Source organism: Saonia sp. (assembly GCF_056326165.1).
This window is the reverse complement of sequence record NZ_JBWFBN010000021.1, coordinates 1-14147: the sequence shown is the minus strand read 5'-3', so window position 1 is coordinate 14147 and position 14147 is coordinate 1. Positions and strand designations below refer to the sequence as shown.

General features: G+C 39.5%; 17 protein-coding genes. All 17 read left to right on the top strand.

The window, feature by feature from the left end; translation table 11 throughout:
• Positions 1-18 precede the first annotated feature (18 nt).
• Positions 19-1884, top strand: coding sequence for a phage tail tape measure protein (locus tag AC000W_RS14370; RefSeq protein ID WP_474749268.1), 1866 nt, complete (start codon positions 19-21; stop codon positions 1882-1884).
• A gap of 1 nt (position 1885) precedes the next feature.
• Positions 1886-2362 (top strand): hypothetical protein, encoded by a 477-nt coding sequence (locus AC000W_RS14365; protein ID WP_474749267.1) that lies wholly within the window; start codon positions 1886-1888, stop codon positions 2360-2362.
• The gene (locus AC000W_RS14360; protein WP_474749266.1) at positions 2359-3534 is read left to right on the top strand and encodes a hypothetical protein; all 1176 of its coding nucleotides are present in this window, start codon (positions 2359-2361) and stop codon (positions 3532-3534) included. Before AC000W_RS14365 ends, AC000W_RS14360 begins: the two co-directional genes overlap by 4 nt.
• Positions 3534-4334 (top strand): hypothetical protein, encoded by an 801-nt coding sequence (locus AC000W_RS14355; RefSeq protein ID WP_474749264.1) that lies wholly within the window; start codon positions 3534-3536, stop codon positions 4332-4334. Before AC000W_RS14360 ends, AC000W_RS14355 begins: the two co-directional genes overlap by 1 nt.
• A gap of 5 nt (positions 4335-4339) precedes the next feature.
• A complete protein-coding gene (locus tag AC000W_RS14350; protein WP_474749263.1) occupies positions 4340-5398 on the top strand; it encodes a hypothetical protein in 1059 nt (352 codons plus the stop codon).
• Positions 5399-5400: 2 nt separating this feature from the next.
• Complete coding sequence (locus tag AC000W_RS14345) at positions 5401-6561, top strand: hypothetical protein (RefSeq protein ID WP_474749262.1); 1161 nt, start codon at positions 5401-5403, stop codon at positions 6559-6561.
• A 48-nt stretch (positions 6562-6609) separates the two neighbouring features.
• Entirely contained in the window at positions 6610-7272 is a 663-nt protein-coding gene (locus AC000W_RS14340; protein ID WP_474749260.1) for a hypothetical protein, read from the top strand.
• On the top strand, positions 7269-7811 hold the full coding sequence (locus AC000W_RS14335) for an SPFH domain-containing protein (protein ID WP_474749259.1): 543 nt from the start codon (positions 7269-7271) through the stop codon (positions 7809-7811). Before AC000W_RS14340 ends, AC000W_RS14335 begins: the two co-directional genes overlap by 4 nt.
• Positions 7811-9028, top strand: a complete 1218-nt coding sequence (locus AC000W_RS14330) for a hypothetical protein (RefSeq protein WP_474749258.1) — start codon at positions 7811-7813, stop codon at positions 9026-9028. The genes AC000W_RS14335 and AC000W_RS14330 overlap by 1 nt, the downstream gene beginning before the upstream one ends.
• On the top strand, positions 9029-9259 hold the full coding sequence (locus AC000W_RS14325) for a hypothetical protein (protein ID WP_474749256.1): 231 nt from the start codon (positions 9029-9031) through the stop codon (positions 9257-9259).
• On the top strand, positions 9256-10272 hold the full coding sequence (locus tag AC000W_RS14320) for a hypothetical protein (RefSeq protein WP_474749254.1): 1017 nt from the start codon (positions 9256-9258) through the stop codon (positions 10270-10272). The genes AC000W_RS14325 and AC000W_RS14320 overlap by 4 nt, the downstream gene beginning before the upstream one ends.
• Positions 10269-10757: a hypothetical protein gene (locus AC000W_RS14315; RefSeq protein WP_474749253.1), complete on the top strand. Its 489-nt coding sequence runs from the start codon at positions 10269-10271 to the stop codon at positions 10755-10757. The genes AC000W_RS14320 and AC000W_RS14315 overlap by 4 nt, the downstream gene beginning before the upstream one ends.
• Before the next feature lie 16 nt (positions 10758-10773).
• On the top strand, positions 10774-11115 hold the full coding sequence (locus tag AC000W_RS14310; RefSeq protein WP_474749251.1) for a hypothetical protein: 342 nt from the start codon (positions 10774-10776) through the stop codon (positions 11113-11115).
• On the top strand, positions 11115-12758 hold the full coding sequence (locus tag AC000W_RS14305) for a phage portal protein (protein WP_474749250.1): 1644 nt from the start codon (positions 11115-11117) through the stop codon (positions 12756-12758). Before AC000W_RS14310 ends, AC000W_RS14305 begins: the two co-directional genes overlap by 1 nt.
• A complete protein-coding gene (locus tag AC000W_RS14300; RefSeq protein ID WP_474749249.1) occupies positions 12751-13146 on the top strand; it encodes a hypothetical protein in 396 nt (131 codons plus the stop codon). The genes AC000W_RS14305 and AC000W_RS14300 overlap by 8 nt, the downstream gene beginning before the upstream one ends.
• Positions 13146-13400, top strand: a complete 255-nt coding sequence (locus AC000W_RS14295) for a hypothetical protein (RefSeq protein ID WP_474749247.1) — start codon at positions 13146-13148, stop codon at positions 13398-13400. Before AC000W_RS14300 ends, AC000W_RS14295 begins: the two co-directional genes overlap by 1 nt.
• The coding region (locus AC000W_RS14290) for a hypothetical protein (protein ID WP_474749246.1) at positions 13397-14147 on the top strand (751 nt) is incomplete at its 3' end. The genes AC000W_RS14295 and AC000W_RS14290, both read left to right, overlap by 4 nt.

Here is a 14147-nt window from a genome sequence, read left to right as displayed (position 1 = left end):
AAATTAACTAAAAAGTAAATGCCCGCTACCGTTAAAATACCTGCAGAATTTACAGCTAGGGACAAATACAGCGATGTATTGCGTAAAATGACCAGAGGCACAAAGAAGTTTGCCAATTCTGGCATAGTGGCAATAAAGCGTATGGATGCCCGTATCACCCGCACGTTTAGAAAATTGCGCAGCATGGGTGGCGGTCTTGCTGGTTATATTGGGGGGGCCGCCTTGGTGGGAGCTTTGGCAGGTGCGGTAAGCATCACCGCAGATTATGAACAGGCCAATGCTAATTTAGCTTCTATTTTAGGGGTCAACATAGAAAAGACTGCCACCCTTCAAAAGAATTCACAACAATTAGGGGCTACTACAAAATTTACATCCTCCCAAGTAGCGGGGTTGCAAACAGAATATGCAAAACTTGGTTTTGTAGAAAAAGAGATTTTAAAGGTAACGGACAGCACCTTGGCGTTGGCTGCAGCTACCCGTACAGATTTAGACCAAGCGGCTACGCAGGTGGGGTCTACGTTAAGAGCATTTAATTACGAGGCAGATCAAGCCGCTAGGGTGGCAGATGTATTTGCATTAAGCACCTCTAAGTCCGCCCTTAACATGGAGTTTCTAAATACCGCCATGTCTATAGTGGCCCCCGTAGCCTCTAAGTTTGGTTTTAATGTGGAAGAAGTTACTTCCCTATTAGGTAATTTGGCAGATAGTGGATTTGATGCCAGCTCCGCAGCAACGGCCACCCGTAATATTTTATTAAACCTTGCGGACAGTAACGGTAAGTTGGCTAAATCATTGGGCCGTCCGGTAAAGGATTTACCTAGTTTGGTAAAGGGATTAAACCACCTACAAGAAAAAGGAATTGATCTTGCCAAAGCGTTGGATTTAACCGATAAAAGAAGTGTGGCCGCCTTTGCTACATTTTTAAGTGGTACGGATAAAACAATGGCCTTGAACAAAGCATTAGAACAAGCTGGAGGATCCGCCCAGATTATGGCAGATAAGCAATTGGAGACCCTAACAGGTAAGACCACCATTTTAAAATCTGCATATGAAGGGTTTATATTATCCTTGGACAATGGCAAAGGACCCTATTCAGAAACTCTAAAGAATATTGTAATGGTGGCCACCGAAATGCTTTCCATGGCCAGTGGAACAGCAAAATCCACGGATGAAATGACAGCAGGGGAATTAACAATCCGGGAATATGCCAATACGGCCTCCTCTGTATTAAAAATAGTGGGGTATTTAGCCGCTGCATTCATTGGGTTTAAAGTTGCATTAGCCGCTTACACGGTCATTCAGGGAATTATGACGGCTGCCACATGGGTAGCAACGACCGCTTCCACGGCATTTGCAATTGCGGTTAATTTAGGATTGTGGCCCATATTGGCTATCATTGCCGCCATTGCCGCTGTAGTGGCTATATTTTATTATTGGGACGATATAACAGCATGGTTTGGCAAGCAGTGGAAAAGGTTTACCTCTTGGATTGGGGAAGCCTGGAACAATGTGGTAAAATGGTTCAAGGAATTCAATTTTAAGCAGTTTTTTAAGAACATAGGACAATCCATTTTAAAATTTCTATTAATGCCAATGAAAGGTGTGTTAACGCTCCTATCCAAAATACCTGGAAAGATTGGAAAAATAGCATCTATGGGATTGGAAAAAATAGGGGATTTAACGGGAGAATCAGAATTAAATGTAAATGCGGATAAGCCTTTGGACAGTCCAGAGACCAACCAAGCTAAGGCCACCCAAGAAACCATACAGCGCAACACGCTGGCTATAGACATTAAAGACCCAGGTAGCAATGTGGACCGGGTGGATAATAATGGTCCCATGGACATTCCTATTAATTTAACACGTACCCAAGGGGCTGGATAATATGACAAAAGACCTTCATTTATCGGAATTTGGAAGCGGGGGAGATATAACCCTAATGGCCAACGACCTTTTATTATCGGAGGAATTGATACAAATGGCATATTTGGCATTGTTCGGTGGCAATGTAGAAGCCAATACCACGGGTAATGAGCTTGCCACAGAAGAACGTAAGGATTGGTGGGGAAATTCCCTTGTATGGTCACAGACCATCCAAAAACAGTTTAACAGTGCCACAGAAAGAACATTAGATAGTATTGTTCTTAATAGCGCAGGTAGATTGGAGATAAAAAGGGCGGTGGAAAAGGATTTGGATTTTTTGTCAAACATTGCTGAGGTTACTGTGGATGTTTCTATTGAAAGTTATAACAGGGTAGAAATTAGGATTCAATTAAAAAAATTGGCAAACCAAGAAATTAAATTATTGCAGTTGATTTTTGATAACGCCTCCAATGAGGTAATAATCAATAAAGAAATATGATACAGATACCCACTACAAAAAGTATTATAGAATCCATTGAAAAGGATTTAAGGGCAAAATTGGATTTACCCGATGATGATTTGCGCAAAGTATTGTCCGCTATGTCCGCCGTAATGGGTGCCCAAATGAAATTGGTTTATTTACGATTGTTGGACATACAGAGAAACCTATATCCTGATACTGCAGACCTTGCGGAAAATGGTGGGGAACTGGAACGTTTGGGACAAATATATCTCAATAGAAATCCCAATCCCGCAACTGCAGGTGTTTATACTGTAGATGTATCAGGGGAAGCCACATCAGTTATTCGTGCAAACCTAACGTTTAAATCCAATGAGGATAGTAAAAGCCCTGGCAATTTGTATGTAACAGACGGGGAAACCATTCTAACCGGTACGGGGGATACTTTAGAGATAAGGTCTTTTGATGGGGGCATTGCATATGCTTTACAGGTAGGCGACCAGCTAACCATTACGGAGCCTGTTTTGGGAGTGGAACAAACGGTAACGGTTGCCACCATTGTAGAAGAACCTAAAGAGGCAGAATCTACAGAAGCCTATAGACAGGCTATATTGGATGCCATACAATTAGAACCCCAAGGAGGTTCTAAAACAGACTATAGATTGTGGGCCGCTGATGCCCAAGGGGTGCGCAAGGTATATCCCTACGTAAAAACGGGAGAAGCTGGTGTTATACAAATATATGTAGAGGCCACAACTGCAGATAGTACAGATGGGGAGGGTACACCTTCCACAACTATTTTAGATGAGGTGGAAAGCGTATTGGAGTTTGATCCGGACGAAACAAAACCCACCAATGAACGGGGCCGCCGTCCCATACAAGCCATATTGGAGGTATTGCCTATAGATTTAATACCTGTAGATGTTACGGTCACAGGCTTAGATACGGACACCCCCACTATTAGAACGGCTATTGAAACCAATTTAAAAGCCTTTTTGCTAGAGGTCCGCCCTTATATATCTGGTGCGGATTTGAGCAGAAATAAAAACGATATTCTCTATGCCGCAAGATTACAAAGTGTGGTCACGGATATATTGGAGAGCAGTAACTTTTTTACGGACTTTATAATGGAAGTTAATGGAGTTGTAGTATCATCCTCCACCTTTACTGGGGAAAACATTCCCTATCTAAGAAATTTAACGTTTAACTAATGGCATACGAGGTTACGGATAAAAGCACACAATTTGGAACGGCCACCCCATTTGGTTATGGAACGCCCCACAAATACCCCACTATTGGCAAAGATAGTGAAGGCACTGTTTTTATTGGCCTCACCAAACAACTCTACCCAACAGGTAGAGCTTGGTACTTGCCAGAGCGTGGCACCTATGAAAAATTACACAAGGGATTAAATGTTTCTTTGATAAGATCGGTAACAGATGCAAAGTCCATTATAGATACATCCATTCCGGATAACGAAAATTTTACAGAAGCCGATGCTTTGTTGTTAGAAAATAAATTGGGGCTGTTTGTAGACCCTAGTACCTCTTTAGAAAATCGAAAAGCAGCTATATTAAGAAAAATGGCCTACCCCTCTAATATAAAGGCAAGGCAGCACCCTTTGTTTATAGCGGGGCAATTACAGTTGGCGGGGTTCAATGTCCATGTATATGAAAATAAATTTTTGGAAGGTTCCAATTATGTATACAAAACTCCAGATGAGGTGGTTGCATTAGGCACCACGAGCGTACAACACGGGGGAGGTACCCAACACGGGGGAGGTACCCAACACGGGAGTGAGGGTTTTGCCGTTATTGCCAATAGTGACACTCCAGGAGAAACATATAGTGTTGGGGGAGATGCTAACTTATGGGCCACTTTTTTTATTTCGGGAACAACGGTAAGTACCACGGCAGATGTGCCAAAAGAAAGGGAAAAAGAATTTAGGGAATTGGTCTTAAAATTAAAACCTGCCCACACAGTAGCATTTTTATTTGTAAACTTTATTTAAGAAAAATGGCAAGAGATAAAAATATATTGACCAAAATAGACAAGAGCGATTTGCCAAATTGGCCAAATGGTAGAATAAAAAACAATTCAGGTGCGGGCGATGGTACGCCTGTAGATGAATTTGTATATGGAGATTTACATGAGTTCTTTGCCAAGCTGATGAGGTTGGCGGGTATTTCATATTCAGGATTACCGGACAATGAAAGCAATGGCTATCAATTGGTAAGTGCATTGGAAGCATTTCCTAACAAAAACAGTTATGTGCATGACATTGGCACTTCTGGTGGAAAATTGACCATAGGAATAAAAGTGGGTACCTTAAAGACAAACGAAACCCTTTTGTGTAAGGCCACGGTAGATGTAGCTTCCGAAACTCTTTTAAGGGGTTCGGACAATACGGACAAGACCATTACCAAAGTAGGGGATTTTGTTACGGGGGAATATGTACAATTGATAAATACGGCATCTGCCATAATATTGGTGAGGCTACCTACCACCTCTAATTTGGATACTTTGGTCACGGCATTATCATATTTAAAGGCAGCCTCTACCCCACAGGAATTGGCAGGGGTGTTAAATACGGTTGCCACCACCCCCGTAGGAAACATGTTAGCCTTTGCGGAATGGGTAAATGGTACGATGTCCGCAGCATCTTTGGCCACGTCCATAAGAAATGGTCTGTATCCCTTGGAACATTTTAATATTGTTGAAAATTTAGGGGCAAGCCCAACTCGTAATATAGGTTTTATGTCTGGTATAGACGTAGGGGGAGGAGGTGCTATTGGCACTTTATTTGCTGTTGGTGGAAATATTACCCAGGCAGAATTGGTATATAAAAATGGAGGTGCCGGAGGATGGCGGTTGACAATGGCAAATCCCATGGATAACACCAATTATTTGGTTAGAATGCACCCCCAGACACAAGGTGCCCCGGATAGTGATACCGAGGTTCAATCTTGGAACTTTAAGCCTATTTCCACAACACAATTTGAGGTGTACGCAGAGGAAAACGTTTCTACAACACAAAATATAAAACTCCACGTTGAGGTGGTTCAACTTTCATAGCTATGAGAACTATAAAACAATTAGCGGTACCACAGGATACCAATGCAACCAAATTTCCCCAAGGGACTATTTTAAACGAAACATCCAGTGAACAGGGCACCCCTGTGGTAAGAGAAATATTTGGGGATGTTCTTACCAATCTGTATGCCCTTTTGGCGGATGTGGGTATTTCTCCAGATGGTTTGGAGGACGATTCCCAAAAAGGCTACCAGCTATTAGAAGCCCTTAAAAAGTTGTCCAATGTAATTAACGATGTAGAACAGGTATTAACCTTAACAACTACCGTATGGTCTGTTAATATGGATGTTGATAACCTACCAGACAAGTATGTGTTTGTGGCACGGGCAACGGAAGATTATAACGATGCTGCGTCATATACATTTACGGGAACGGACACCAATACATATCCATTAGCATCTCCCACAGGTTTTAAGTCTGGAGATGTGGTTTTGGTCATTTTGGACCAAACGGGGGTAAGGGTCATAGGGCTTTCAAAAACCACTACAGAGGAAGATGTGTATACTGTTTTTGGAATGCCCGTTGTTTTTAACGACAGCTCAAAAATGTACTATGAGGAGGATGGTAATTTATTAACAGACACCCCCTCTATTGATTATCTGCAGTCTATTATTAGGGTAGCAGAAAGCGATGGAACCTTGGTTATTTATAATATGTTTATAATGCAGGGTCACGCATTGTGTTTTTGTTACCTCCCATCTGTGCAAACCTATAAATTTTATCAGTTTGATTTGTTGGATTTGGCCACGGCAATCCCTGTAACCATTGAGGAAATAACGATACCCACGGGTGCCAATAATGAACCCTATGCATATACGGACGGTACCTTGGTATATTTATCTAATCAAGGAGGTACCACTACTAACGATTATGAGTTAGCGGGGCTTACATATAATGCCGGTGCAGCAACCTTAAATTTTGATGTGAGCAGAGCATTGGCAAATACGTTTACCAAAACCACTAATGGGGTTATTCAGGGAACGGAGCTAATTACGTTCATAAACGGGTCCTTAAAAAAATATGATTTATTAACAGGCATAGAAACGGACCATGGGGACTACAATACCTATGTAGGAACCCTATTTAGGTTTAATGGTGCCACATATTACAGTAATGGGGAAGTGGCAAAGAAATGGACCGTGTAATTATATAATTCAACAAAAAAATTGTATATAATTTTTAAATAAAATTGTATGTCCACCTTCAATGTAAATATGGATAAGGTTATTGGTCTAAGTGCCAAACTGGAACGGTTAAACCGCTCCGCTTTTCCTGTGGCTGTGCGCCAAACATTGAATGATGCTGCCTTTAAGACCAAAGAAATGGTACCCAAGGTAGCGGGTCAAAAATTTACTATTCGTCAAAAAGGATTTTTTAGGGCTTTTTCTACAGTGGTAAAAGCTAAAGGATATAAAGTAAACGGGATGGTGGCCATAGCGGGCATTAATCCACAAAAGGGTAGTGATGTGGCCGAGGGATTGGAACAACAGGAAACGGGTGGTACCATTCAAGGGAGAAAGTTAATACCCCACCGTATGGCTCGTGTAAGTGGTTCCCAATCCAAAAGATTACGCACCCGCCATAGGTTTAGAAATATCAACATAGCGACCTCCCGTAACCGCAAAGCGGGCAGTAAGTATGTGCTTATAAAAAAAGGGGGTAAGGGAACAGTTTTTGAAATTAAAAAATTAAAGACAAAAACCAAGTTAACACCGGTATATGTATACAGGCGAACCAACAAAAGCAAGGTGGCCAAATCCCCATTTATGGCACCATCCGCCCTTTATGCAAGATCTCGTATGAATGATTTTTATTTTAAAAATGCACAATATCAATTTAACAGGGCTTTAAAATGAATCAAGTCAAAGAGTTTTTAGAATATATTTTTAATGCTTTTAAAATATGGATTATCGTACAACCATGGGAAACTGGAATACGGGTCAGGTTTGGAAAACATCAAAAAATATTATCTAAAGGAATACATTTTAGAATTCCTTATTTTGATTCTATATATATTCAAGAAAGTAGATTAAGGGTAGTATCGATGCCCCTACAGACCGTAACAAGTTTGGATGATCAAACCATAACATTAAATATAGCCATTGGATTTTCAATAGTCAATATAGAAAAATTATATGGCACTTTATATCATCCGGAAACTACTATTAGAAATATAGCCATGAGCGAAATGGCCACTTATGTTGGAGAAAATAATATTAAAGAAATAAACAAACAAACCATAGAAAATTCAATATTAGATAAATTAACTAAAATGGATTATGGTATAGCTTTTAAATATTGTAAACTAAATAATTTTGCAATAGTAAAAACTTATCGATTAATTCAAGATAGAACTTGGTTATCAGAAGGAGTGGACATGGAAAAAAAGAAATAATGAGCTGGGAAGATAGGTTACAGAACATAAAATTTAAGATTGTCACCGGGGATGGTAAAAGCTATTTTCCATTATGGATAAATGGGGAAACATCTGTGGAATTCAACACAAAAAAATATGAGTTTATCAATCTACCCAAATCCATGATAGACCGTAAGGCACCCCAAAGTAATAAATACCCTTTGGTGTTTCATTTTCAAGGGGAGAATAACATTGAGAAATCAACGTCCTTTTCCAATTCTGCAAAGGACCCCCGCCCATGGGAACTTACACACCCATTTTATGGCACTATTACAGGACAGCCCACATCTATGTCCAGAGTGGATGATTCTTACAACGTAACCAAATTTGTTGTGGATTTTTGGGAAACGCTAACGGAGGATTATCCCAATAACCAAGTATCCCCAAAAGATGTAATACAAAGTAAGGTTTCCATTGTAAACACATTAGGGATAGCAAATTATACTGCAGGTGCAAAACCTAAGAGTGCAGATATAGCCACCATTAAGGAAAACAGCAATGATGTGGCAGCTAAATTTAATAGGTTGCATACCCAAGAGACCTATACTAAATATAAAAACGCACTAGCCACAGCTGTAAAGAGTGCGGACACCATTATTGCTTCCCCTGGGGATGTTATTGGAAGCAATCAACAACTATTGTTATTGCCCAGCACCTATGAATTACCGGTTACCAAAAGGTTAAATGCTCTCAAATTGGCATATTTAGAATTAAAAGCGGTACTTACAGGTAAGAACGATAAATATTATTTTGAAAGTCAGGCAGGTACCGCTATAGCTTCTTTATCACAAGCGGCCGTTACCCCTTTAGAAGATGATTACACCACTCGTGAACAAATGAGCGCCTCTACCCAATTATTGGAGGAAACCTATAACGACTACCTTATTACTATAGATAACGCCCAAGTGGATAGGTATGATCAAGATAATGAGTGGGCACCAAATGCCCAATTGCAACAAACCATTTATGAGTTGGTCACGGACACGTTGGGAAATTTGTACCAAATGGCCTTTGGCGCAAAACAAGAAAGGACCGTTGAGGTGATGGAAGATTCAAACCTTATTTTATTGACCCATAAATACATGGGATTGGATGCGGAGGATGTCAACTTGGAAACCTTCCGTACCATCAACAACATAAAAAACGATGAACTTTTTAGAATTAGAAAGGGTAGAAAAATTAAATATTTTGTGTAGATGAAAACAGGAGAAACTACCCGAAAAATAGATAGGTACGTTCAAGAATTTTTTAACAATGGTGTTGTGTATATATATAGTGGTAGAAGTAATAATGAAAACCAACATATTATATTAAAACAAAAGTTTATTGCCCGAATGTCATTAGAACACCCCAAGGCAAAATACACTCATAAATTTGGTTTTTTTGATGGTTTATGGTGTTATAAAATTGAAAAGCATAATCTATGAAAATTAAAGTCAACGGATCCGAGTTTCTTTTTTTTAACGACATTACAATTGCCCTGCTTTTGGATTCCGTGGCCTCGGCATTTTCTTTTACGGCTAGGTTTAATCCAGATAATCCCGTACACAAAGAACTATTTAGGCCATTATCCTACCCTAAAGTAGAGATATTCTCCAATAACGATAAATTATTGTTAACAGGTACGGTATTGAATCAAAACCCAAAATCGGACAAAGAACCAAATTTAGTATCCCTATCCGGGTATTCAACTGCAGGGGTGTTGGAGGATTGTAACATACCTCTATCAGATTATCCGTTGGAAAGCATAAAAAGGTCCCTTAAAGATATTTCAGAAAAACTCCTTTCCCTTTTTGGACTTTCATTGATTATTGCCCCAAATGTTAGTATACAGGCTAATGCTATTTATAAGAAAACCACGGCAGAACCTTCGGATTCCATTGCCTCATATTTAAGCAAGTTGGCCGCCCAAAGAAATATTGTATTGAGCCATAATGAAAAAGGGAATGTGGTATTGTTTAGACCAAATACCACCGCCTCCCCTAAGTTTTTCTTTGATAAAACCAACGTGGTGGCCATGGGGTGGTCTATAAATGGTCAAAACCTACATAGTTCCATTGAAATAATAAGACAGCCTAGTGATGATAGTCCAGGAGTATCTTTGGCAGATAAGGCCACTAATCCTTTGATAAGAGCTTTTAGGCCACGGGTAAACGTGTTGAGTTCCGGACAAGAGACAGATACTAAATTGGCGGCAGACAATAAGATGGCCAGCGAGTTGGCTAATCTTTCTTTAAGTGTACAATTGGAAAAAAAATATACTGTTGCCCCTGGGGATATTGTTGAGGTACAGAACAAAGAGGTGTTTCTATATAACCGCACCCGCTTTATGTGTTCTGGGGTCACATTTAAAGAGAATGAGAAGGGTATTTCCACTACTTTAAATTTAGTATTGCCAGAAACATTTACCGGGGAAACCCCTAAAAACATTTTTGCATGATCACGTTATCTAAAATAAAAAATGTGATATTGGAAACCTCCAAGCGTATTTTAAAAGTACAGCAGTTTGGACCCAAAACAGCCATAGAGGCATCTCCTTTTGGAGAGGATAGCAGCCCATTAAAAGATATGACAGCTATTTTTGCCAAAACTTCTGAATCCGGGGAAGCTGTTATCATAGGGTATATTAATAAAAACCAAGTAGCTTCCCAAGGGGAAAAACGCATATACTCCCTTAAACCAGATGGTACGTTATCATTTTCCCTACATCTTAAAAACGATGGTACTTGTGAAATTGGAGGCAACACTGATAACATGATAAAATTTATCCCTTTGGATGTCGCTCTAAAATCCCAAGATAATTTAATTAATATTGAATTGGGAAAAATTGCAACTGCCATTTCTACTCTAGGCGGTACCTATGTGCCCTCTAACGTTTCTACAAATATTGATGCCAGTAAATTAACAAACGTAAAGACTTCCTAAGTTTTTCTCAAAATATTTGGAGTTTATTTCACATAGTTTTGATCATTCCCTTACCGTTATGACCGAAACAACTATCTCTGCCTATATAGGATCCAAAACAACTGCCCAGTCTAAAATAGAAGCTATAGAGGCCCTTATAGACACCATGATGTTGCGCATTACGGAAGCTGCTGAGGGTACGGCATCTACTGTAGATGAGTACTCTATGGATGATGGACAAATGAAAGTCCGTACCAAATACCGCAGTGTGGAGGATATTGAAAAAGGGATATCCGCTTTGTTGAGGTTAAAGCATTATTACATAAACAAATTCAATAGCCGTCAAACAGTACTAAGGGATGTTAGAGGATTAAGCTAATGAAAATATTTGGACGTAACATATCAATCAAAAAAATATCCAACACCCAAGAGGGTTCATCTCCTACGGTGGAATCCCATGCCCAAAATGACCATGATGCGTACAACGGCAATTGGGTACCCATCCGTTCCGGCACTTTTAATGGAGAAAAGACCCCAGGGGAATTAGGCAATGTATACAACCTAAAACCAAGTTATCGTTTACTTAGGCTCCGTGCGTATGAAGCTAAACTAACAAACGACACCATTAGCATTATCACCAATAAGTTTTTTAAATGGGTTGTGGGCAGTGGTCTAAAGGCACAATCTGAACCTAGTGAAAAATGCTTAAAAACTGAAAAAATACCTGCTTTACCAGAAGATTTTAGGGAAAATGTAGAGGCTCGTTTTGAAGTCTATGCCAATAGTACTATGGCAGACTACCAAGGCATGGAAAATTTGCACACCTTGGCCGTAAGAGCATTTGAGACCGCTTTTTTTGGGGATGTGTTGATTATTTTTAGAGTAGAGGATGGCTACCCTAAAATTCAGATTGTAGATGGGGAACATGTGCAAACCCCGTTTTTAGAGGACAATAATCAATGGAAGAAAAAAGCAGAGGAAAGGGGCAATGTAATCCGCAATGGAATAGAAATATCCCCCAAAGGTACCCATGTGGCATTTTTTGTAAAAACAGACTGCCCAGACCATTTATTGGGAAAATTTGAACGTGTGGAGGCTTATGGAAAACAATCAAAAAGAAAAATGGCCTGGTTGTTTGGTCTTAAAAAGCACCGTTTGGATAATGATAGGCACATCCCTGTCCTTACTCCTGTTTTAGAAAAAGTGGCAAAATTAGATAGGTATACAGAGGCCACGGTAGGCACTGCAGAGGAACGTGCAAAAATTGTATATGCTATTGAGCACAACAAAGAAAGCAACGGGGAAAATCCCTTATTAGGAGCTGTCCGTGGTGCCGCGGGTAGAAGTAAAAATGCGGCACCTGAAACAGATGGATATGCGCTTGGAGAAAAAACAGCCACCCAAATTGCATCCACAACTAGCAAACAGACTTTTAACATGCCTATTGGGTCTAAATTATCCGCTCTTTATTCCCAGAGTGAAATACAGTATGAGCCTTTTTGGAAAGCCATATTTAATTCCCTATGTGCGGCCGTGGATATTCCACCAGAGGTTGCATTACAGTCCTACAATAGTAACTATAGTGCATCTAGGGCCGCAATAAATGGATGGGATTATGTTATAAAGGTTTTTAGAAAAACTTTTAGTGATAAACTATATGCCCCTTTTTATCAATTGTGGTTGCATACAGAAATTTTAAAAGGAAATATAAACGCTCCTGGGTATCTGGCCAATTCCACCAACTTCATGGTACAAGAAAGTTACGGCAAAGTCCGCTTTATAGGGGCCAATATGCCACATATAGACCCATTAAAAGAAGTTAAAGCAGTGGTGGAAATGATGGAAAAAGACTTGTTGAGCAGCGAACAGGCTACGGAGGCATTGAATATTGGGGATTGGAACGAAAACTTTGCAAAAATTATTAAAGAAAAGACAATTAAAGCTCCTTACAAAGAGGAGGAAAAAAAGAATGAGGAGGAGGATAACAACAATAAAGTATTAAAAGTAGCTGGGGATGAGTAGAATAAGAACTAAGGTAGAAAATAAAACCACCTCTTGGGTTGCTAATTTAAGACCTAGAGTAGGAGTTTCCACTGTTTATAATGGTTTTTATTGGACCAATACCACAGGAATAAACTCGGAACCTGGAATTGGTTCTGATTGGACCAAATCGGGAACAATAGATTCCGGAGATAGTAACGGCCTTATTCGTGTAGCCGGTTATAGTACTTATTTGGTGGACAAAAGAGGTGGTGGCAATGTTTCTATTTTAGAACAGGCTAATATAATTTATGGAGAGGGCCAATTTTATCCTGGAGATTATATTATTGGTTTCATTTTACAGGACAACCCTACTGTTAATGCTCATGTAGAAACCATTCATAGATACAAACTCCCAACATTGTCATAATGGAAAATAAAGTATTATTAATTGTTTTAGCGTTCATAATGTTGGCTTTGTTTGCATTATTGCTTTGGAACCAAAGTATGTTGAAAAAAAATATACAAGCTCAATTGGATGCCATTTCCAAGAAAGGTTCTGATCAATATAACAATTTAAAGAACACTACCCCAAGGGTTGAGGTCACACAAAATAACGATGCAATTTTAAGAACCCCCAAAGGTCAACAAATCCATAAATACGATTTAAAACAACAACAATGAAAAATATAGTTTTTGCGATTTTACTGTTTATGTCTTTTACTGTTTATTCTCAAACGTACCATAAGTTAGTTAATTGGGAAGGTTACACAACTGCAGAAATGAACACCTTAGATGTTACAGATGTAACCGTGAACAAAGAAATATGGAACACGGATACCAATACAAAATGGGTTTATTTTGCTGGACAGTGGAACAATATGGGATCAGGTGGCGGCGGTTCATCCTACACCTTCTCCACGGGCCTTACCAACATCTCTGGAACTATAACGGTAAACAACTCCGAGCTACAACCAGAGTGGGGGAACATCACCAGCATACCTGCTAATTTAGATACGGACAGTACGGATGATGTGACTTTAACAGGAAATCAATCTGTTGATGGAAACAAAACCTTTGTTGGAAATATAGTACTAAACAATAGTTTAGGGGTAAGTGATGATAATACTTATTTAAGCATAAAGAATCTTGATGGAACAGGAACCCAAATTGGAGGGTCTGTCGGATTCTCTTCTATTTATTTTCAAGAAGACGGTACATTATCCATAAGTCCTAGTACAGCATCAAAAGGGACTGACCATATTAGGCTTAGGTGGCCAGATTTAACAGGTGTTCAAACTTATGATTTTCCTTCAATAGGCGGAACGGTTGCTCTAACCTCTGATTTAACAGGAAACACAGACGACCAAAACCTCGCAGAAGTGTTGACAGAAGGGAATCAAGCTAATTCTGAAATAACAGAAATAACTT

What these genes read in the sequence shown, in the direction of transcription:
- AC000W_RS14370 (WP_474749268.1), top strand. Translation starts at nt 19, where the DNA reads ATGCCCGCTACCGTTAAAATACCTGCAGAATTTACAGCTAGGGACAAA.
- AC000W_RS14365 (WP_474749267.1), top strand. Translation starts at nt 1,886, where the DNA reads ATGACAAAAGACCTTCATTTATCGGAATTTGGAAGCGGGGGAGATATA.
- AC000W_RS14360 (WP_474749266.1), top strand. Translation starts at nt 2,359, where the DNA reads ATGATACAGATACCCACTACAAAAAGTATTATAGAATCCATTGAAAAG.
- AC000W_RS14355 (WP_474749264.1), top strand. Translation starts at nt 3,534, where the DNA reads ATGGCATACGAGGTTACGGATAAAAGCACACAATTTGGAACGGCCACC.
- AC000W_RS14350 (WP_474749263.1), top strand. Translation starts at nt 4,340, where the DNA reads ATGGCAAGAGATAAAAATATATTGACCAAAATAGACAAGAGCGATTTG.
- AC000W_RS14345 (WP_474749262.1), top strand. Translation starts at nt 5,401, where the DNA reads ATGAGAACTATAAAACAATTAGCGGTACCACAGGATACCAATGCAACC.
- AC000W_RS14340 (WP_474749260.1), top strand. Translation starts at nt 6,610, where the DNA reads ATGTCCACCTTCAATGTAAATATGGATAAGGTTATTGGTCTAAGTGCC.
- AC000W_RS14335 (WP_474749259.1), top strand. Translation starts at nt 7,269, where the DNA reads ATGAATCAAGTCAAAGAGTTTTTAGAATATATTTTTAATGCTTTTAAA.
- AC000W_RS14330 (WP_474749258.1), top strand. Translation starts at nt 7,811, where the DNA reads ATGAGCTGGGAAGATAGGTTACAGAACATAAAATTTAAGATTGTCACC.
- AC000W_RS14325 (WP_474749256.1), top strand. Translation starts at nt 9,029, where the DNA reads ATGAAAACAGGAGAAACTACCCGAAAAATAGATAGGTACGTTCAAGAA.
- AC000W_RS14320 (WP_474749254.1), top strand. Translation starts at nt 9,256, where the DNA reads ATGAAAATTAAAGTCAACGGATCCGAGTTTCTTTTTTTTAACGACATT.
- AC000W_RS14315 (WP_474749253.1), top strand. Translation starts at nt 10,269, where the DNA reads ATGATCACGTTATCTAAAATAAAAAATGTGATATTGGAAACCTCCAAG.
- AC000W_RS14305 (WP_474749250.1), top strand. Translation starts at nt 11,115, where the DNA reads ATGAAAATATTTGGACGTAACATATCAATCAAAAAAATATCCAACACC.
- AC000W_RS14300 (WP_474749249.1), top strand. Translation starts at nt 12,751, where the DNA reads ATGAGTAGAATAAGAACTAAGGTAGAAAATAAAACCACCTCTTGGGTT.
- AC000W_RS14295 (WP_474749247.1), top strand. Translation starts at nt 13,146, where the DNA reads ATGGAAAATAAAGTATTATTAATTGTTTTAGCGTTCATAATGTTGGCT.